This window comes from Buttiauxella cochleicola (assembly GCF_021283185.1).
In the GTDB taxonomy this organism is placed as follows: domain Bacteria; phylum Pseudomonadota; class Gammaproteobacteria; order Enterobacterales; family Enterobacteriaceae; genus Buttiauxella; species Buttiauxella massiliensis.
This window is the reverse complement of the sequence record NZ_JAJSOS010000001.1, coordinates 611,249-631,529: the sequence shown is the minus strand read 5'-3', so window position 1 is coordinate 631,529 and position 20,281 is coordinate 611,249. Positions and strand designations below refer to the sequence as shown.

The 20,281-nt window shown below is 46.5% G+C and carries 18 protein-coding genes; 14 read left to right on the top strand and 4 right to left on the bottom strand.

Translation table 11 applies throughout. The features are described 5' to 3' along the window. Nucleotides 1-4: 4 nt before the first annotated feature. From nqrE to dinB, 4 genes are all read left to right on the top strand, one after another. The gene (gene nqrE / locus LVQ76_RS02805; protein ID WP_034461600.1) at nucleotides 5-601 is read left to right on the top strand and encodes an NADH:ubiquinone reductase (Na(+)-transporting) subunit E; all 597 of its coding nucleotides are present in this window, start codon (nucleotides 5-7) and stop codon (nucleotides 599-601) included. 12 nt (nucleotides 602-613) lie between these two features. Then, nucleotides 614-1,837, top strand: coding sequence for an NADH:ubiquinone reductase (Na(+)-transporting) subunit F (gene nqrF / locus LVQ76_RS02800; RefSeq protein WP_232920899.1), 1,224 nt, complete (start codon nucleotides 614-616; stop codon nucleotides 1,835-1,837). An 11-nt stretch (nucleotides 1,838-1,848) separates the two neighbouring features. Continuing rightward, the gene (gene nqrM / locus LVQ76_RS02795; RefSeq protein ID WP_034461602.1) at nucleotides 1,849-2,073 is read left to right on the top strand and encodes a (Na+)-NQR maturation NqrM; all 225 of its coding nucleotides are present in this window, start codon (nucleotides 1,849-1,851) and stop codon (nucleotides 2,071-2,073) included. 107 nt (nucleotides 2,074-2,180) lie between these two features. Beyond that, entirely contained in the window at nucleotides 2,181-3,236 is a 1,056-nt protein-coding gene (gene dinB, locus LVQ76_RS02790; RefSeq protein ID WP_232920898.1) for a DNA polymerase IV, read from the top strand. Between the two features lie 44 nt (nucleotides 3,237-3,280). Here the strand turns inward: dinB and pepD are convergent, their stop codons facing one another. Next, nucleotides 3,281-4,738 carry a beta-Ala-His dipeptidase gene (pepD, locus tag LVQ76_RS02785; RefSeq protein WP_232920897.1) on the bottom strand — a complete coding sequence of 486 codons (1,458 nt, stop codon included), beginning with the start codon at nucleotides 4,736-4,738 and terminating at the stop codon, nucleotides 3,281-3,283. A gap of 265 nt (nucleotides 4,739-5,003) precedes the next feature. Between pepD and gpt the strand changes: the two genes are divergently transcribed. From gpt to crl, 3 genes are all read left to right on the top strand, one after another. Next, entirely contained in the window at nucleotides 5,004-5,462 is a 459-nt protein-coding gene (gpt, locus tag LVQ76_RS02780; protein WP_232920896.1) for a xanthine phosphoribosyltransferase, read from the top strand. 242 nt (nucleotides 5,463-5,704) lie between these two features. Further along, on the top strand, nucleotides 5,705-6,952 hold the full coding sequence (gene frsA / locus LVQ76_RS02775) for an esterase FrsA (RefSeq protein WP_232864057.1): 1,248 nt from the start codon (nucleotides 5,705-5,707) through the stop codon (nucleotides 6,950-6,952). A gap of 57 nt (nucleotides 6,953-7,009) precedes the next feature. Continuing rightward, nucleotides 7,010-7,411: a sigma factor-binding protein Crl gene (crl, locus tag LVQ76_RS02770; protein WP_232864058.1), complete on the top strand. Its 402-nt coding sequence runs from the start codon at nucleotides 7,010-7,012 to the stop codon at nucleotides 7,409-7,411. Nucleotides 7,412-7,457: 46 nt separating this feature from the next. Here crl and LVQ76_RS02765 read toward each other — a convergent pair whose 3' ends face one another. Next, a complete protein-coding gene (locus LVQ76_RS02765; protein ID WP_232864059.1) occupies nucleotides 7,458-8,558 on the bottom strand; it encodes a porin in 1,101 nt (366 codons plus the stop codon). A 295-nt stretch (nucleotides 8,559-8,853) separates the two neighbouring features. On the opposite strand from LVQ76_RS02765, the gene proB reads away from it, so the two are divergent. The 4 genes from proB (at nucleotide 8,854) to LVQ76_RS02745 (ending at nucleotide 15,409) form a co-directional block, all read left to right on the top strand. After that, a complete protein-coding gene (gene proB / locus LVQ76_RS02760) occupies nucleotides 8,854-9,957 on the top strand; it encodes a glutamate 5-kinase (protein ID WP_232920895.1) in 1,104 nt (367 codons plus the stop codon). A gap of 10 nt (nucleotides 9,958-9,967) precedes the next feature. Continuing rightward, nucleotides 9,968-11,221 carry a glutamate-5-semialdehyde dehydrogenase gene (gene proA, locus LVQ76_RS02755; protein ID WP_232864060.1) on the top strand — a complete coding sequence of 418 codons (1,254 nt, stop codon included), beginning with the start codon at nucleotides 9,968-9,970 and terminating at the stop codon, nucleotides 11,219-11,221. A 494-nt stretch (nucleotides 11,222-11,715) separates the two neighbouring features. After that, entirely contained in the window at nucleotides 11,716-14,655 is a 2,940-nt protein-coding gene (gene ehaB, locus LVQ76_RS02750) for an autotransporter adhesin EhaB (protein ID WP_232864061.1), read from the top strand. 133 nt (nucleotides 14,656-14,788) lie between these two features. Then, a complete protein-coding gene (locus LVQ76_RS02745) occupies nucleotides 14,789-15,409 on the top strand; it encodes a helix-turn-helix domain-containing protein (RefSeq protein ID WP_232864062.1) in 621 nt (206 codons plus the stop codon). A gap of 37 nt (nucleotides 15,410-15,446) precedes the next feature. Here the strand turns inward: LVQ76_RS02745 and ampH are convergent, their stop codons facing one another. Together ampH and LVQ76_RS02735 are read right to left on the bottom strand one after the other, a co-directional pair. Further along, nucleotides 15,447-16,598 (bottom strand): D-alanyl-D-alanine-carboxypeptidase/endopeptidase AmpH, encoded by a 1,152-nt coding sequence (gene ampH, locus LVQ76_RS02740; protein WP_370640057.1) that lies wholly within the window; start codon nucleotides 16,596-16,598, stop codon nucleotides 15,447-15,449. Nucleotides 16,599-16,775: 177 nt separating this feature from the next. Further along, the gene (locus tag LVQ76_RS02735) at nucleotides 16,776-17,063 is read right to left on the bottom strand and encodes a hypothetical protein (RefSeq protein WP_232864063.1); all 288 of its coding nucleotides are present in this window, start codon (nucleotides 17,061-17,063) and stop codon (nucleotides 16,776-16,778) included. Between the two features lie 396 nt (nucleotides 17,064-17,459). Between LVQ76_RS02735 and lpxP the strand changes: the two genes are divergently transcribed. From lpxP to sbmA, 3 genes are all read left to right on the top strand, one after another. Beyond that, the gene (lpxP, locus tag LVQ76_RS02730; RefSeq protein ID WP_232864064.1) at nucleotides 17,460-18,386 is read left to right on the top strand and encodes a kdo(2)-lipid IV(A) palmitoleoyltransferase; all 927 of its coding nucleotides are present in this window, start codon (nucleotides 17,460-17,462) and stop codon (nucleotides 18,384-18,386) included. 56 nt (nucleotides 18,387-18,442) lie between these two features. After that, the gene (locus LVQ76_RS02725; RefSeq protein WP_151995573.1) at nucleotides 18,443-18,964 is read left to right on the top strand and encodes an isochorismatase family protein; all 522 of its coding nucleotides are present in this window, start codon (nucleotides 18,443-18,445) and stop codon (nucleotides 18,962-18,964) included. Nucleotides 18,965-19,062: 98 nt separating this feature from the next. Continuing rightward, a complete protein-coding gene (gene sbmA / locus LVQ76_RS02720; RefSeq protein WP_232920894.1) occupies nucleotides 19,063-20,280 on the top strand; it encodes a peptide antibiotic transporter SbmA in 1,218 nt (405 codons plus the stop codon). Nucleotide 20,281 lies beyond the last annotated feature (1 nt).

The window sequence follows — 20,281 nt, the reverse complement described above, 5'->3', positions numbered from 1 at the left end:
GACTATGGAACATATGATTAGTCTGTTTGTGCGTGCCGTGTTTATTGAAAACATGGCGCTCGCGTTCTTCCTTGGCATGTGTACCTTCCTGGCGGTTTCCAAGAAGGTTTCCACGGCATTTGGTTTGGGTGTGGCGGTTACCGTTGTTTTAGGGATTGCTGTTCCGGCGAATAACCTGGTTTATAACCTTGTGCTTCGCGACGGTGCATTGGTTGAAGGTGTTGACCTCAGCTTCCTGAATTTCATCACCTTCATTGGTGTGATTGCAGCGCTGGTGCAAATCCTTGAAATGATCCTCGATCGTTTCTTCCCGGCTCTCTATAACGCGCTGGGTATCTTCCTGCCGCTTATCACCGTTAACTGCGCCATTTTCGGTGGCGTATCGTTTATGGTGCAGCGTGATTACAGCTTTGGCGAATCCATCGTTTATGGTGTCGGTTCCGGTGTGGGCTGGATGCTGGCTATCGTCGCGATGGCTGGTATTCGCGAGAAGATGAAATATGCCAATGTGCCCGCAGGATTGCGTGGCTTAGGAATCACCTTTATCACCACTGGATTGATGGCACTAGGTTTCATGTCATTCTCCGGTGTGCAGCTATAAGGGCGGAAAGGTATGGAAATTATTCTTGGCGTGGTGATGTTCACGCTTATTGTTTTGGCTCTGGCACTGATGATTCTGTTTGCTAAGTCAAAGCTTGTTAACTCCGGCGATGTGCTGATTGAGATTAACAACGAAGCAGACAAAAAGTTCCATGCTCCGGCGGGCGACAAACTGCTCAACACGTTATCAAACCAAGGGATATTTATCTCCTCGGCTTGTGGTGGTGGTGGTTCTTGCGGGCAGTGCCGTGTAACCGTTAAAGAAGGTGGGGGTGATATTCTGCCTACCGAACTTTCGCATATCACCAAGCGTGAAGCGAAAGAGGGTTGCCGTCTTGCCTGTCAGGTTGCCGTTAAGCAGGATATGAAAATTGAGCTGCCAGAGGAAATCTTTGGCGTTAAAAAATGGGAGTGTGAAGTTATCTCTAATGATAACAAAGCGACTTTCATCAAAGAGCTCAAGCTGCGTATTCCTGACGGCGACGTGGTGCCGTTCCGTGCTGGTGGCTATATCCAGATTGAAAGCCCGCCGCATGAAGTTAACTATCAAGACTTCGATGTTCCACAGGAATACCGTGGTGACTGGGACAAGTTCAACCTGTTCCGCTTCAAATCCGTGGTGAAAGAGCCGTGTGTTCGTGCATATTCCATGGCGAACTATCCGGACGAAGCAGGCATTATCATGCTGAACGTGCGTATCGCGACACCTCCGCCGAATGTACCAGATGCTCCTCCGGGGATTATGTCCTCGTATATCTGGTCGCTGAAAGCGGGCGATAAAGTGACAATTTCCGGGCCATTTGGTGAGTTCTTTGCCAAAGAAACGGACGCTGAAATGGTGTTTATTGGCGGTGGTGCGGGTATGGCACCAATGCGTTCACACATCTTTGACCAGCTCAAACGCCTGCACAGCACCCGCAAAATCAGCTTCTGGTATGGTGCTCGTTCTTTACGTGAAATGTTCTACGAAGAAGAGTTTGAAAAGCTGGCGCAGGAGAACCCGAACTTTAGCTTTAATGTGGCGCTTTCTGATCCACAGCCAGAAGATAACTGGACGGGCTATACCGGCTTCATTCACAACGTATTGCTGGAAAACTATCTACGTAGCCATCCGGCGCCGGAAGATTGTGAATTCTATATGTGTGGGCCGCCAATGATGAACGCAGCGGTGATCAAAATGCTCAAAGACCTGGGCGTTGAGGATGAAAATATCATGCTCGACGACTTTGGCGGCTGACGGGAGCCATTATGCTGACGGTATTTTTAGCCACCTTCGTTATATTTTTGCTGGTGATATTTGGTATGTCACTGGGCGTTATCGTGAAGCGCAAAGCGCTTCAGGGTAGCTGTGGTGGCATTGCAGCACTCGGTATGGAGAAGGTTTGCAACTGTCCTGAACCTTGCGATGCGCGTAAAAAACGTATGGCGAAAGCCGAACGACTGGCAAAAATTCAGCAAAACCGCATCATATAAGCCTCTTAAATCCTCCCGCTTTTCGGGAGGATTTCTTTGATACAGACTTTCCCCCTCTCACTAATTGACTGTATACTTATCCAGTAAAATAACTGGTGTGAAAAAGTATGCGTAAAATCATTCATGTCGATATGGACTGCTTTTTTGCAGCCGTTGAGATGCGTGATAACCCGTCCTTACGGGATATCCCGTTAGCGATTGGCGGCAGCGCGCAGCGGCGTGGCGTTATCAGTACAGCAAATTATCCAGCACGGAAATTTGGTGTCCATAGCGCAATGTCGACTGCAATGGCACTCAAATTATGCCCACACCTGACACTTCTGCCTGGGCGTTTTGACGCATACAAAGATGCATCAAATCATATTCGTGAGATATTTAGCCGCTACACCAATCTTATTGAACCGCTATCGCTTGATGAGGCTTATCTGGATGTTACCGATAGCCTGAACTGCCAAGGCTCCGCAACGTTGATGGCGAAGGAAATCCGCCAGTCTATTTCCGACGAACTTAATCTCACAGCCTCTGCGGGGATAGCCCCGGTAAAATTTCTCGCCAAAATTGCTTCCGATCTTAATAAGCCTAACGGGCAGTACGTCATTACGCCCGATGAAATCCCTGCATTTTTAGCAACCTTGCCGTTGGGTAAGATTCCAGGCGTGGGCAAAGTCACCGCTGGAAAACTGGAAAGCCTGGGGCTGCGCACCTGTGCCGATGTACAAAAAACTGATTTAGCCTCGTTACTCAAACGTTTTGGGAAATTTGGGCGGGTACTGTGGGAGCGAAGCCAGGGCATTGACGAGCGGGAGATAAACAATGAACGGCAGCGCAAATCTGTTGGAGTAGAGAAAACATTGGCCGAAGACATTCATGAATGGCATGAGTGTGAAGCCATTATTGAGCAGCTTTATGCTGAACTTGAGCGACGGCTGAAAAAGGTGAAACCAGATTTATTGATTGCTCGTCAGGGAGTCAAACTCAAGTTTAATGATTTCCAGCAAACCACTCAGGAACATGTCTGGCCGCAGCTAAATAAAGCCGATTTAATCGCAACGGCGAAGAAAACATGGGAAGAGCGCCGGGGAGGGCGAGGCGTAAGGCTGGTGGGGCTGCATGTCACGTTACTTGACCCACAGTTGGAGCGTCAACTGGTTCTGGGATTATAAAAAAACCCTCTCAATGAGAGGGTTTTGATCAACATGTATTTGGCTTATTTAGCTGGAATCGCTTTCAGCAACTCAGTCAGCAGGATCCAGTATTGGCCAACGCTTGCAATATGAACTTGTTCATCAGGCGAGTGCGGACCTGTAATGGTCGGCCCAATAGAAACCATATCCATCTCAGGGTAAGGCTTCTTGAACAGACCACATTCCAGACCGGCATGGATAACCATGATGTTTGGCGTCTTGTTGAACAGCTTTTCGTAAGTTTCACGAACCAGTGCCATTACCGGGGATTTAGCATCCGGCTGCCAGCCTGGGTAGCTGCCTTTGGCAACACTTTCTGCGCCAGCAAGCTGACCGAGTGCGTGAAGCATGCCCACCACATAATCTTTACCGCTATCAATCAACGAACGAATCAGGCAGATGATTTCTGCGCTTTCGTCAGTCATTGTCACCACACCCACGTTCAGTGAGGTTTCAACTACGCCTTTTACAGCGTCGGAATTGCGGATAACGCCGTTCGGCATTGCGTTGAGCAAGTTAATGAAAGCTTCGCGGCTTTTTACTGTCAGCGCAGATTTGTCTGTGCTGGTCGCTTCAACCAGAACGGTGGTGTTTTTTTCAACGGCACCCAGCTCATTTTGCAGAATTGACAAGAACTGTGCTGCCAATTGCTTGAGTTGTGCTGCTTTATCGGCAGGTACAGCAAGGATAGCTGAACCTTCACGAGGGATTGCGTTACGCAGCGTACCGCCGTTCAGATCAATCAGACGAGCATCCAGTTCTGCTGCGTGAGCGAACAGGAAACGCGCCAGCAATTTGTTTGCATTGCCCAAACCTAAATGGATCTCAGCGCCAGAGTGACCACCTTTCAGACCTTTGATGGTCAGTTTGTAGGTTTCGTAACCTGCTGGAATCGCTTCACGTTGCAGTGGCAGCGTGGAGATAAAATCAATCCCGCCAGCACAACCCATATAGATCTCACCTTCTTCTTCAGAATCGGTGTTGATCAGGATATCAGCTTGTAACCAGCCAGCTTGCAGGCCAAAAGCGCCATCCATACCCGCTTCTTCGGTCATGGTCAGCAGGACTTCTAACGGGCCATGAGACACGGAATCATCAGCCAGCACTGCCAATGCAGACGCCATACCGATACCGTTATCCGCACCCAGCGTAGTGCCGCGCGCTTTAACCCACTCTCCATCGATATACGGCTGAATCGGGTCTTTGGTGAAATCATGGACAGTGTCGTTATTTTTCTGCGGCACCATATCAAGGTGAGCTTGCAGGACGACCGCTTTACGGTTTTCCATACCAGCTGTTGCAGGTTTGCGGATCAGGATATTACCAACCTGGTCGCGCTCAACATGCAGGCCTTTTTCTTTTGCCCAGGACAGAATATGTTCCGCGAGTTGTTCTTCATGATAAGAAGGGTGCGGAATAGAACAGATTTTGGCAAAAATATCCCACAGCGGCTGCGGAGATAATTGAGACAATTCAGACACGATAAGTCTCCTTGACATCGACTCTGCTGACAATTTTGGTTCGCAGAGCGCAGGATTGATCTTAATGAAATACAACACAAGTAAGCATTGTGCGCTGGCCTGAGAATACCACTATAACTAAGGCTGTGACGACCTAAAGCACGTAAAAACGAGGGAGACAGGCCTACAGTACTGGTTTTTAGTGCGTCAGATCTCTATAATCTCGCGCAACCAAAACCCCTTTGAACATTTTTAAGCCGTTAATAACTGGCTGGGATAATTTCACATGAGCGAAAAATACATCGTCACCTGGGACATGTTGCAGATTCACGCGCGTAAGTTGGCAGGCCGTCTGCTTCCAGCTGAACAGTGGAAAGGCATTATTGCTGTTAGCCGTGGCGGCCTGGTTCCTGGCGCACTGCTAGCACGTGAACTGGGGATTCGTCATGTTGATACCGTATGCATCTCCAGCTATGACCACGACAACCAGCGTGAGCTGACCGTGTTGAAACGTGCTGAAGGTGATGGTGAAGGCTTTATCGTTATCGATGACCTGGTAGACACTGGCGGTACCGCAGTTGCTATCCGTGAAATGTATCCAAAAGCGCATTTCGTCACTATCTTCGCCAAGCCTGCTGGTCAGCCTTTGGTTGACGATTATGTTATCGATATCCCGCAAGATACCTGGATTGAACAGCCGTGGGATATGGGCGTTGTGTTCGTACCACCATTAGCTGGTCGTTAATAGCCGTCATCCTTCGAGTCACACCTGTGTTGGCTACGCTCGCTTACTCCAGTAACTTACTCTAGTAAGCTCCTGGGGATTCGATCACTTGCCGCCTTGTTGTGACACGAATGATTTAGTTATTAATTAATAGCCTGAGAATTTGCACTGATTTACGCCCGGCATAGCCGGGCGTTTGTGTTATTTGGATGCTGACAGAGTACAATAGCCTCATTCCTGACGTTTGTATGGAGGCAGAAACGATGTCACAGGCCAATCTTAGCGAAACCCTGTTTAAACCAAGATTTAAGCACCCCGAAACATCGACTCTGGTTCGGCGCGCTAAGCATCAAGCGGCCCCCGTTATCCAGTCTGCTCTGGACGGTGCAACAGCCCCTCAGTGGTATCGTATGATCAACCGACTGCTCTGGGTTTGGCGCGGTGTCGATCCTCTTGAAATCCTCGAAGTACAGTCGCGAATTGCCATTTGCCAGGCCGAACGTACCAATGATGAGTTATTTGATACGGTCATTGGCTATCGTGGTGGGAACTGGATCTATGAATGGTCAAAGCAAGCAATGCAATGGCAACAGCGAGCTAACCAGGAAACAGACAAGGTGCTTAGCGGCAAGTATTGGTTACAGGCCGCTAATCTTTATAGCATTGCAGCCTACCCGCATCTGAAAGGTGATCAACTTGCAGAACAGGCACAAGTTCTGGCAAATCGCGCGTATGAAGAAGCTGCTCCACGTCTTTCTGGAGGCTTACGCGAACTTGAATTCCCAATTCCTGGTGGCGGAACAATAACCGGATTCTTACACCTTCCAAAAGAAGGGCAGGGGCCATTCCCGACTGTGTTAATTTGCGGTGGCCTTGACGCTTTGCAGAGCGATTATTACAACTTGTTTGATAAGTATTTTGCACCTGAAGGTATGGCGATGTTGACCATTGATATGCCATCGGTCGGGTTTTCTTCAAAATGGAAATTGACTCAGGATTCCAGCCTGTTGCACCAGCATGTGCTTAAAGCATTGCCAAACATACCCTGGATTGACCATACCCGTGTCGCAGCGTTTGGTTTCCGTTTCGGCGCGAACGTCGCAGTGCGCTTAGGCTATATCGAAGCACCACGTTTGAAAGCTGTGGCATGCCTTGGGCCTGTTGTTCATAGCTTACTGAGCGATGCATCACGTCAGGCACAGGTACCGGAGATGTATATTGATGTACTGGCTAGTCGCCTTGGGATGAATGATGCATCAGATAGCGCTTTGCGCGTGGAGTTGAATCGCTATTCATTAAAAACCCAGGGACTGTTAGGGCGCCATTGCCCAACGCCAATGCTATCTGGTTATTGGGAAAACGATCCGTTCAGCCCGGAAGAAGACTCTCGTTTAATCACTTCGTCATCTGCGGATGGTAAGTTGCTAGCGATCCCGTTTAACCCGGTGTATCGCAACTTTGACAAAGCGCTGAAAGAAATTACCGGATGGATCAAGCATAGATTACGTTAATGATTTGCTAAATTTCATTGGTTTGGTAAAACAGTTGCTTCACAACAGGAGATCGCAATGACGTTACCGAGTGGACACCCGAAAAGTAGATTGATTAAAAAATTCGCCTCGCTTGGCCCATATATCCGGGAAGAGCAATGTGAAGATAACCGTTTCTTCTTCGATTGCCTGGCTGTGTGCGTTAATGTGAAGCCTGCACCAGAAAAACGTGAATTTTGGGGCTGGTGGATGGAACTGGAAGCGCAGGAAAAGCAATTTACCTATACATACCATTTTGGTCTGTTCGACAAAGATGGTAAGTGGACTGCAACAGCAGCAAAAGACAAAGAAGTAGATGAAAGACTTGAGCAAACACTGCGTGGTTTCCATGAGCGTCTGCGCGAGTTATTAAGCACTCTGGGTCTGGGTTTGGTGCCTGCAGAAAACTTTGCAGAAAAACCAGTAAAGCTTTCGGCCTGAAATAAAAAACCCCCGCCCATGATGGATGGGGGTTTTCTTTTTCTAATTAGAATTGATAAACAATACCGATTGCAACAACATCATCACTATTCAGATTTAATGCATTGTCATCACTGAGTTGGTTTATTTTGTAATCAACATAAGTAGACATGTTTTTGTTAAAGTAATAAGTGGCAGCGACATCGATATATTTCACTAAATCGGCATCACCGATTCCTTCAATATCTTTGGCTTTTGACTGGACATAACCCAGTGATGGGCGAAGTCCAAAATCAAATTGATACTGTGCAATAACTTCGAATGCCTGGTTTTTATTTGCAAAGCCGCTAATGCTACTATTTATTCCATTAATTGATGCCGTACCAGAAATTGGCGTCATATTACGTGTCTCGGCATACATTGCAGCCAGATACACTTTATTCGCGTCATATTTCACGCCGGTAGTCCAGGCTTCGGCATTCTCACCCTTGCCGTAAGCCTGGTTTTTCTGCGCCAAAGTACGGTTGGAGTTGGCGTAACCCGCACCAACTGTCAGGCCAGTATCGCCAATATCATAAGACAGTGAAGTACCAAAACCGTCACCGTTTTGTTTGCTGGCTGCACGGCCGTCATTCTCGTTTTTTCCTTGATATTGCAGGGAAAGCTTCAGGCCATCAACCAGACCAAAGAAGGTGTTATTGCGATAGGTCGCAACACCATTAGCACGGCCAGTCATAAAGTTATCGGTTTTGGTGTAAGAATCATCACCAAACTCAGGCATCATATCGGTGTAGGAAGCGATGTTGTACAACACGCCGTAGTTACGACCATAATCAAATGAACCAATATCACCCGCTTTTAACCCAGCAAATGCCAGGCGAGTTTTGGTTGTATTAACATCACCTTCGGCTTTGTTAGCGGCAACTTGATATTCCCACTGCCCGAAACCAGTTAGTTGGTCGTTAATTTGAGTCTGGCCTTTAAACCCCAGGCGGACATAAGATTGGTCGCCATCTACAGCGTTATTATCACTTAAATAGTGTTCTGCTTTTACTTTTCCGTAAAGGTCGAGTTTATTGCCATCTTTATTATAAATTTCCGCTGCCTGCGAAGAAGTTGATGACGCCAGAAAACCCAATACCATTAATGCCAGTGTGCTTTTTTTCATTTTCTCATCCCAATGATGTATGCGCGCTAAAATTTAATCGGGAAATATCCCGTTAAAAAACGCAGAGAGTTTTATCGCCTTGAGATGAAAGTTTTATGACATAGTAAGAGAAAGTTTAAATAAACGTAATAATTTATATTTGTCATGAAATTGTCAAAATTTGCCGTTACGGTTATCGATCGTTTACGCGAAGTTAACCGTTTTCCGTGCCGGGGCAGTTGGCATTCATCGCGACTCCTGTTACAACGTCATTTGGCATTTTAAATTTCCAATTTCGCTAACACGGCAGAGAATCATGAGTGACAGCCAGACGCTGGTGGTAAAACTAGGCACGAGCGTATTAACCGGTGGCTCACGCCGCCTGAATCGGGCTCATATTGTTGAGCTGGTGCGCCAATGTGCACAACTTCATGCCTCCGGGCACCGTATCGTTATTGTGACGTCTGGGGCGATTGCCGCAGGACGTGAGCATTTGGGCTACCCCGAACTCCCCGCAACTATTGCGTCGAAACAATTACTGGCCGCTGTTGGGCAAAGCAGGTTGATCCAACTCTGGGAACAGCTATTTTCTATCTATGGCATTCATGTTGGGCAGATGCTGCTCACGCGTGCCGATATGGAAGATCGCGAACGTTTCCTGAATGCGCGAGATACCCTGCGAGCGCTGCTGGACAACAATATCGTACCTATAATCAATGAAAACGATGCTGTTGCGACGGCAGAAATTAAAGTTGGCGATAACGATAACCTTTCTGCACTGGCCGCTATTCTTGCGGGTGCCGATAAGTTGCTCCTGCTGACAGATCAACAAGGGTTATTCACTGCTGATCCGCGTAATAATCCAGCCGCTGAATTAATTAAAGAAGTCCATGGCATTGATGATGCGCTGCGCGCCATCGCCGGTGATAGTGTTTCCGGGCTTGGGACCGGTGGTATGGGCACTAAATTACAAGCTGCTGATGTTGCCTGCCGTGCTGGAATAGATGTTGTGATTGCGGCAGGAAGCAAACCTGGCGTTATTGGTGATGTGATGGCAGGGACTCCTGTCGGAACACGTTTCCATGCGCAGCTGTCCCCGTTAGAAAATCGTAAGCGTTGGATATTTGGCGCACCGCCAGCCGGTGAAATTACAGTTGATGATGGCGCGCTGGCCGCGATCCTTGAACGTGGTAGTTCTTTACTGCCCAAGGGTATCAAAAATGTGACAGGCAACTTCTCTCGTGGAGAAGTTATTCGCATTCGTAGCCTCGAAGGGCGTGATATTGCCCATGGGGTCTGCCGCTATAACAGCGATGCTTTACGTCGTATTGCGGGCCATCACTCTCAAAAAATCGGTGAAATCCTTGGCTACGAATACGGCCCAGTAGCGGTTCATCGTGACGATATGATTGTTAATTAAGGAGCAGGCAATGCTGGAACAAATGGGCAAAGCCGCTAAAGCGGCTTCTTATCAGATGGCCCTGCTCTCCAGTCGCGAAAAAAATCGTGCGCTGGAACGAATTGCAGATTATCTGGAAGAACAAGCTGAAGGTATTTTAACGGCCAACGAGCAGGATTTAGCTGAAGCAAAAGCCAATGGTTTGAGTGAAGCGATGCTCGATCGCCTACAACTTACACCTTCACGTCTGAAAAGCATCGCCGATGATGTTCGCCAGGTTTGCAATTTGGCCGATCCTGTTGGTCAGGTAATAGATGGGGGCTTGCTTGATAGCGGCCTGCGTCTCGAACGTCGCCGTGTTCCATTAGGTGTCGTAGGGGTAATTTATGAGGCCCGCCCTAACGTAACGGTTGATGTAGCCTCATTGTGTCTAAAAACTGGTAATGCAGCGATTCTACGTGGTGGTAAAGAAACATGGCGTACAAACGCCGCGACAGTAAAAGTTATTCAGCAAGCTCTAATGGAGTGCGGTTTACCAGCGGCGGCCGTTCAGGCGATTGAAAGCCCGGATCGCGCCTTGGTGGGCGAGTTACTGCGCATGGATCGCTACGTAGATATGTTAATTCCGCGCGGTGGTGCTGGTCTGCATAAACTTTGCCGTGAGCAATCCACCATTCCGGTGATAACGGGTGGTATCGGTGTTTGTCATATTTTTGTCGATGAAAGTGCGGAGTTTACTCCTGCGTTGAAAATCATCGTAAATGCGAAAACACAACGCCCAAGCACCTGTAATACGGTGGAAACTTTGCTGGTGCATCAGGAAATTGTCGAAACTTTCCTACCGGCTTTAAGTAAGCAAATGGCAGAGTCTGGCGTTACGTTACATGCGGATGAAAAATCGTTGCTACTTTTGCAAAACGGGCCGGCAGAAGTGCTGCCAGTGAAAGCAGAAGATTACGACGATGAATGGTTGTCATTGCATCTGAATGTGAAAGTTGTCGCTGATATTGATGACGCTATCGATCACATTCGGCAGCACGGCACACAGCACTCAGATGCAATTCTGACGCGTACGTTAAGCCACGCGAATCGCTTTGTGAATGAAGTCGATTCTTCAGCTGTTTACGTGAATGCTTCAACGCGTTTCACCGACGGCGCCCAGTTTGGTTTAGGTGCTGAAGTGGCCGTAAGTACACAAAAACTTCACGCACGTGGTCCAATGGGTCTTGAAGCACTGACGACTTATAAATGGATCGGATTCGGCGACGATACCATTCGCGCATAAGTGAATCAAAGGTAATACATATAAATCTGGAAATTATAAGCTTATATGTATTACCTATCACTTTCTTAAATTAAATGCATCTAGCACATTTGATTTTGAAATGAATCAATATCTCTACTGTTCAATTCTGTACTTCTGCGTATAAAAACCATCAGTTATTTACATGTTGTCTATATTACATATCACACTAACTTAATGTTAATTCACTTCATTTAAATAATATATTAATAAAGGTGATTGATACATTTTATATATGATTTGCTTTTATATTTTTGCATGTCGTTAATATATAGGTAATTATTGGTCATAAGTGCTTGCGGCATCTTTGTGATATTTGTCTTTTTTCGTACTTACTAAATAAATTAATTGAACCATTCGCTATCGGGGCATAATAATCTTTCCGCTAACATCATTACATCTATTAGTGATAACCGCTTATTGCATTGACTATTGATGGACCAACATAAGTTCTAGTCCCTGAGGAGGGATGATAAATGCACTCTTGGAAAAAGAAACTCGTTGTATCACAACTTGCATTAGCCTGCACTTTGGCAATTGCTTCTCAGGCACATGCTGCAAGTAAAGATATCTCAGGTACGACATACAATACATACGTTCACTATAATGATTCTACTTTCGCTGACGGTGTTTACTATCAGGGGTATGTGGGCTGGAATAACTATGGTACTGACAGTGTTTACAATGGAAATATTTACCCAGTAATCAATAAATCTACCGTAAATGGTGTTATTTCCACATATTACCTTGATGATGGTATTTCTACCAACACCAATAACAACAGTCTGACAATCGCAAATAGTACCATTCACGGTATGATAACTTCTGATTGTATGACAACTGAGTGTGTTGACCGCACTACTGGTTATGTTTACGACCGTCTGACGCTGACAGTTGATAATTCAACGATTGATGACAACTACGAACACTATACCTATAACGGTACGTATAATGATGCAGCAGATACGCATATTATAAATGTATACAATAAAGGTACAGCCATCACTCTGGATCAGGAAGTTGATCTATCCATTAAAAATAACTCACACGTTGCGGGTATTACGCTGACTCAGGGTTATGAGTGGGAAGATATTGATGACAACACTGTTAGTACTGGCGTAAATAGCGGTGAGGTGTTCAATAATACCATTACTGTGGCCGATTCTACCGTGACTTCAGGTTCATGGACAGATGAAGGTACATCTGGTTGGTTTGGTAATACCAAGAATGCAAGTGATTATAGCAACACTGTTACTCGTGATGATATTGCGATCTCTGCAATTGCCAACCCGAATGCTGACAATGCCATGCAGACAACTGTTAACCTCAGCAATTCCACGCTGATGGGTGATGTTCTCTTCTCAAGTAACTTTGATGAGAACTTCTTCCCGAATGGTGCTGATTCTTATCGCGATACAGATGCAAGTGTTGATACTAACGGCTGGGATGGTACCGACCGTATGGATGTTACCCTAAATAATGGTAGCAAATGGGTCGGTGCAGCAATGTCTGTTCATCAGGTGGATACTGATGGTGATGGTATTTACGACAGTTCCGCATCAGGTACCGATGCAACTGCAACACTGATCGATATCACTGCTAATAGCCTATGGCCATCATCAACTTTCGGTATCGATAACTCTGATACTGCATACAATGAAGGTCACGTTGCTGGTAACGAAGTTTATCAGAGCGGTCTGTTCAACGTTACGTTGAATGGGCGTTCAGAATGGGATACGACTAAAGCATCTCTGATTGATACATTGAGCATCAACAGCGGTTCTCGGGTAAATGTTGTAGATTCTTCCTTGGTTTCTGACTCAATTGCTTTGACCGGCGGTTCTTCTCTGAATATCGGTGAAGATGGTCATGTTGCAACAGATTCTCTGACTATCAATAATAGTACAGTATCTCTCGCTAGTGATGTGTCTGCAGGCTGGACTGCTGCTGATGCTGCTTTGTATGCAAACACAATCACTGTGACCAACAATGGTCTGTTTGATGTGAAAACTGATCAGTCTAATGTTAGTTCGTTCCGTACTGATGTACTGAATGTAACCAGCACAACTGATAGTGCAGGCAACATCCATGCAGGTACGTTCGACATTCATAGTAACCGTTATGTGCTTGATGCTGATCTGAGCAATGACCGTACGAACGATACTTCTAAGTCTAACTATGGCTATGGTGTTGTCGCTATGAACTCTGATGGTCACCTGACCATTAATGGCAATGGCGACGCTTATGACACAAATCACACAGAAGCAGGCCAAAACGAAGTTGATAACGCAGGTGACGTCGTAGCTGCTGCTACCGGTAACTATAAAGTGCGTATCGACAACGCGACTGGTACAGGTTCTGTTGCTGACTATAAAGGTAACGAGCTGGTCTATGTTAACGACAAGAACAGCACTGCAACCTTCTCTGCTGCTAATAAAGCTGACTTGGGTGCCTACACCTACCAAGCTGAGCAGAAAGGTAACACTGTAGTTCTGAAGCAGGATCGTTTGACTGATTACGCTAATATGGCGTTAAGCATCCCTTCAGCTAACACTAATACCTGGAATTTGGAACAAGACGCTCTGGCGACTCGTCTGGCGAATGGTCGCCATACTCCAAATGGTGATACTGGTGGTGCCTGGGTTACTTATATCGGCGGTGGCTTCTCTGGCGATAACGGCACGCTGAACTACGATCAAGACGTAAATGGCATCATGGTTGGTTTGGATAAGCAGATCGACGGCAACTCGGCTAAATGGACTATCGGTGCAGCAGCAGGCTTTGCGAAAGGCAGCATCAGCGATAACAGCGGTAATGTCGATCAAGACAGCCAATCTGCTCGTATCTACTCTTCAGCTCGTTTCCAGAACAATATTTTCCTGGATTCAACGTTGAGCTATAGCCACTACAGCAACGATTTGACTGCACGCATGAGTAACGGATCTGCGGTTGATGGCGATATTTCTTCTGATGCCTGGGGCTTCGGTATGAAACTCGGCTATGACTGGCAGATTAATCAGCAAGGTTACCTGACTCCATATGCTTCTATCTCTGGCTTGTTCCAGGATGGCGACAACTATCAACTTAGTAATAATATGAAAGTGGGTAGCCAGTCATATGACAGCATGCGTTATGAGTTGGGTATGGATGCGGGATACACCTTCAACTACGGTGATCAAGCTCTGACTCCTTACTTCAAACTGGCGTACGTCTATGATGATTCAAACGGCAACAGTGCTAATGTCAACGGTGATGACATCGACAATGGTGTTGAAGGTTCAGCTGTACGTGTAGGTCTGGGTAGCCAGTTCAGCTTTACCAAAAACTTCGCAGCTTATGCTGACACTAACTATCTCGGTGGTGGCGATGTTGATCAGGATTGGTCAGCAAATGTTGGTGTTAAGTACATCTGGTAATAATATAATGAATGACGTGGTTCAAACGATAATCTGAACCATATCTAATATGAATATATTAACAGTAATAAATGCCTGTCTCGAATAGAGACAGGCATTTTCTTGTGGCTCTTAAGATAAAGGAATATCGATTATGCATATGAAACCATTAACCCAGCTCGAAGCTATTCGCAGCAGGTTGGTGGACGCAGGCAAGAGGTTCAATTTGCCTGCAGACAGTGAATTAGGGATGTTCAATGAAGATAACGAGCAACTTATTTTGTTCTTTAGTGAGGGAACGATTGTACTACATCGAGAAGTTGATGGACTTTTGATGGATCTTATATCGGCGCCAACATGTATTGGCCTGGCAAATATATTGAAACCTTCTCAATTTAAATACCGAGTAATTACTCAAACTGATTGTCAGGGATTTACTATTCCCGTAAGCCTTGCATTAGAAATCATCGAAAGAAATAAACTGTGGCAACAGGTTTGTCACTGGACCACCTTCCTATTACATAGTCTTGAGAGTCGTGATGCTCGTTTCATTGGTGCATCAAAGTATTCTCAAATTCGAGCGACCTTGCTCATTATGGATTCATGGAGTCCTGAATTACGTGAGCGTACAGGTGTCATAACGTTTGTACAAAAAAGAACTAAAATATCACGCTCAGTTATTGCGGAAATTTTATCTGCTTTACGCAAAGGTAATTATATTGAGATGGACAAAGGTAAGCTTAAATCAGTCAATCGTTTACCGACTAGTTATTAAAAAATAAGCAGGTCGGCATACCGACCTGCTTTACCACTTAAGAGGCGGGGCTAGTCTGTGGGGTAAACCCACTTAATTCTGAAACTAAATCATTCACACCATTACTCATATTCACGAAACGAGTTAATGATGAGCGAGTGACAACGACAAAAACGCCGACATTGCTTTCCGGGACCATTGCCATATAAGTGATGAAGCCACCACCACCACCAGTTTTCTGCACAATACCTGGTCGGCCATTTTTAGGCGCCATATATACCCAGCCAAGCCCTAAAGCATCTGCTTTTCCTGGGACATCCATGCCGATCACTTTAGTCAGTTGAGTACGTTGATAGATAAGCGTCTGCATTCTGTCTGCCTGGGTATTACGGCGATGGAAATCAGAGCTCAGGAATTGCTGCATCCAGCGCATCATGTCATCAGGCGTGGAGTAAACACCACCGCTTCCAATTGCCGCAAGTGTGTTATCGCACGGGCTCGCCCCTTTTTCAGCGACCATCAGGCGTTTGCACTGGTCAGGTGAAGGAGTGAACGTGGTGTCCTTCATCCCTAGTGGGCGAGTTATCTGTTCTTCGAACAGTGCGGGATACGGTTTCCCTGCTGCCTGAGACAGGGCATCAGCCAGCAAGTCAAAAGCAAGGTTTGAATAAGCGGCGATAGTACCTGGAGAGCTCTTTAAACTTGCAGTGGCAAGCCAGTTCCAGCGCTGATCGCGTGTCGGCCAGGTAAACACAGTTCGATGAGCCGCACCGCCGGGTTGTTCACGGGGTAAGGCACTTGTATGCGTAGCCAGATTAACAAGAGTGATGGGGTTACCATTGTATGTTGGGACCCTGGCTCCCGACGGGGCATATTTACTTAACGGATCATTAAGCTGAACTTTTCCCTGATCCAACATTTTTACCAACATCTCACTGGTCATCAGCTTGGTCAACGATGCAATGCGGATAACAGAGTCAAGCTGCGGACGGACGTTATTTCCGGGCCGTGTTTCACCAAAGCTTCTGAAAACGCGCTGATTACCATCAATCACTACCATTGCCATACCCGTAGCTCCGCTGCTGTAATAAATATGGTTGGCATAACGGTCTGCAATCTCGGAGGCAAAAACCGGATCGGGAGATGTTTGTGCAAAGCTCAAAATTGGCAGCGCAGCAATAACGAGCGCCGCAAGACGCGGGAGAAGAATTTTCAACGCAGGTAATCCATAAACGAAGAGAAGCGATATTGATCGTATTTATACTACTCTATGGCGCTGCGCAAACGCGGAAAATGAGGAATGTGATAAGAAAAAGCGTAACGCGCCATTTCAACGAGTTTTTCGCTCAGTAATGCACCACTGCTTGTCGCCGTGGTGCACCTGATATTAGTTAGTTTTTTGTACGTCTTTCTGCGTTACGTCGTCAGTTGTGCCGCCTTTTTTAAGCATTTTATCGTCGCCTTTGTGCTCAGAACGCATTTCGTGCCCTGATTCGCAGCCTTTTTTGTTTTCGTTTCCAGCTGCACGGCAGTCATCAATAATATGGCCCGGGTTATTGAGTTGTTCTTTCTCAGCCTGCATACCTGAGGTACTGGTAGCTGGGTTTTCGGCAAATGCTCCTGCGGATGCGAACAAAAGAGTGCTTGAAAATAAGGCTAATGTTAGTTTTTTCATAGGGCCAGGTTCCTGAAGTATGTAGGGAAATCCCAATAAGTATTGGCACAAATATCGGTTTGCGACAGGTGAAAAGATGAAAATTTATTCATCAGGAATGGGGGAGTGATTGGTTGCGTTTTACCTTAGAAAGAACAAAATCAGACTTTTGTTGTCTGTTTTTTGAGCTTAAAAGTGCGTATAACGCCTGTTGCTGATGTAATTGTAGGAAATAAGCAAAAAAACTGACAACTCCTATACATAGCTTGATCAGAAAATGCGTATCATCAGCGGAACATTGATTACTGTGCTGCAACTATTACTGCCCGATCGCGTCTTAGTTATGGCACCTCGCTGTACCGCTAATGATTTAACTCCTTATGCGATACACACCAATTACGCATAAAGAAGCAGAAAATGTCTAGCAAACCGTCATTTCGAAAAGATCTCCTTCACCCTCGCTATTGGCTGACCTGGTTTGGTCTTGCCATCTTGTGGCTTTGGGTGCAACTGCCATATCCCGTGCTGCTTAAAATGGGCGACTTAATTGGTCGGGCATCAATGCGTTTTCTTAAACGCCGGGTTTCTATTGCTCGTCAGAATCTCAAACTTTGCTTCCCGCATTATAGCGACGTGCAAATTGAAGAACTCGTTAAGCAGAATTTCTCCTCGTTGGGGATGGGGTTGATTGAAACAGGAATGGCCTGGTTTTGGTCTGATGCGCGGGTTCGGAAATGGTTTGATGTTAGCGGCCTTGAACACATCACTGCAGCTAGTGATAAAGGGAAAGGCGTTCTGGCCATTGGCGTGCATTTCATGTCGCTGGAATTAGGTGGCCGCGTCATGGGCCTTTGCCGACCAATGATGGCGATGTATCGCCCACACAATAATAAAGCGATGGAGTTCGTGCAGACCCGTGGCCGCTCTCGTTCCAATAAAGCCATGATCGACAGGCGTAACTTGAAAGGCATGGTGAAGGCGCTTAAGTCCGGTGAAGCGGTGTGGTTTGCACCCGATCAGGATTACGGCCCAAAAGGCAGTTCATTTGCACCCTTCTTCGCTGTACCGCAGGCAGCAACCACCAACGGGACTTACACTATTGCCCGTCTGGCGAAGCCTGTGCTTCTTACAATTGTTCTGTACCGTAAATCTGATGGCTCAGGTTATCAGTTGGTTATTGGGCCAGAGATGAATGATTACCCGCTCGATGATGAACAAGCCGCAGCGGCATATATGAACCGTAAAATTGAGCATGAAATTATGCGTGCGCCAGAACAGTACCTTTGGTTGCATCGTCGTTTTAAAACCCGGCCTGACGGTCAACCCAAACTTTACACGGTTTAAAGCAAAACCAGGCTTATGCTACGCTCATGACTTCCTTGTTCATTGAGAGCTTAATTATGCCTGCCCAACGTGTACTGATGGTTATCGATATGCAAAACGGGGTATTTGATACCCCACGTTTTAACCGTGAAACCTGCACGACTCGTATTAACCAACTGATCGATGCCGCAGAAAAAGTTATTTTCATCCAACATACAGAACCTGGCTTTGAGCAGGGGAGCACGGCGTTTAGTTTGTTACCTGAGCTAATACAGCCAGCCGATGCGCTGTATGTAACCAAAACAGCCTGTGACGCTTTTTATCGCACGGAACTTGATGAACTGCTTCAACGCCACAAAATAAACGAATTTGTGGTGTGCGGTTGTGCCACAGATTATTGCGTGGACGCTACTATTAAAAATGGAGCCAGTCGCGGCTATGCCATGACTGTTGCCCTTGACGCCCATACCACAGCAAATCGTCCGGCGGCTCTTGCTGAAGTGTTGATCGAGCATTACAACGATGTCTGGCGTAACTTTACGATTCCTGGAAATACTCTGCGGGTAAAATCTACCGCAGAAATCCTTGAGCAATGGTAGAGCTGCACTAACCCTTACATCTCTTGATACAACATTCAGTGAGCCTTATTTTTCCGGGAAAGTTATAACAATAAGAGTGTGTTTTCAGGAGTGTTGTAATGTTTAAATCGTTTTTCCCACGCCCGACAGCATTTTTCGTGTCGGCTTTTATCTGGGCAATGATCGCCGTTATTTTCTGGCAGGCTGGTGGAGGCAACTGGCTTGAGCATATCACCGGCGCGAGTGGCGAAGTGCCAATCAGTGCTGCTCGTTTCTGGTCGATAAGCTATCTAGTGTTTTACGCCTATTACGCTCTTTGCGTGGGTATGTTTGCACTATTCTGGTTTATCTACAGCCCGCACCGTTGGCAGTATTGGTCTATTCTCGGCTCCTCGCTGATTATTTTCGTGACCTGGTTCCTGGTGGAAGTCGGGGTGGCGGTGAATGCGTGGTATGCCCCATTCTACGATTTAATCCAGACTGCGCTCAGTTCTCCCCATAAAGTGACCATTGAGCAGTTCTATCATGAGGTTGGCGTATTTCTCGGTATTGCACTGATTGCGGTGATCGTTGGTGTGATGAATAACTTTTTCGTCAGCCACTATGTCTTCCGCTGGCGTACCGCAATGAACGAATACTACATGGAGAACTGGCAGATGCTGCGCCATATCGAAGGTGCCGCACAGCGTGTGCAGGAAGATACCATGCGCTTTGCTTCCACTCTCGAAGATATGGGCGTCAGCTTTATTAACGCGATTATGACGTTAATTGCCTTCCTGCCTGTGTTAGTCACTCTGTCAGCTCACGTTCCAGATTTACCGATTGTTGGGCATATTCCTTACGGTCTGGTGATTGCTGCCATTATCTGGTCACTTCTGGGAACAGGGTTGCTGGCTGTGGTAGGGATTAAACTGCCAGGGCTTGAGTTCAAAAATCAGCGTGTTGAAGCTGCGTACCGTAAAGAGCTGGTTTATGGCGAGGACGACCCATCTCGTGCTTCTCCACCAACAGTAAAAGAGCTGTTTGATGGTGTGCGCAGAAACTATTTCCGACTCTATTTCCATTATATGTACTTCAACATTGCACGTATTCTCTACTTGCAGGTTGATAATGTGTTCGGCTTGTTCCTGCTGTTCCCATCGATTGTGGCTGGGACTATTACGCTTGGCTTGATGACGCAAATCACCAACGTGTTTGGTCAGGTTCGTGGTTCATTCCAGTATTTGATTAGCTCGTGGACTACGCTTGTTGAGCTGATGTCTATCTATAAACGTCTGCGTAGTTTTGAGCGCACGTTGCAGGATATTCCGGTAGAAGCGGCAGGTGAGTCGGTCTAAA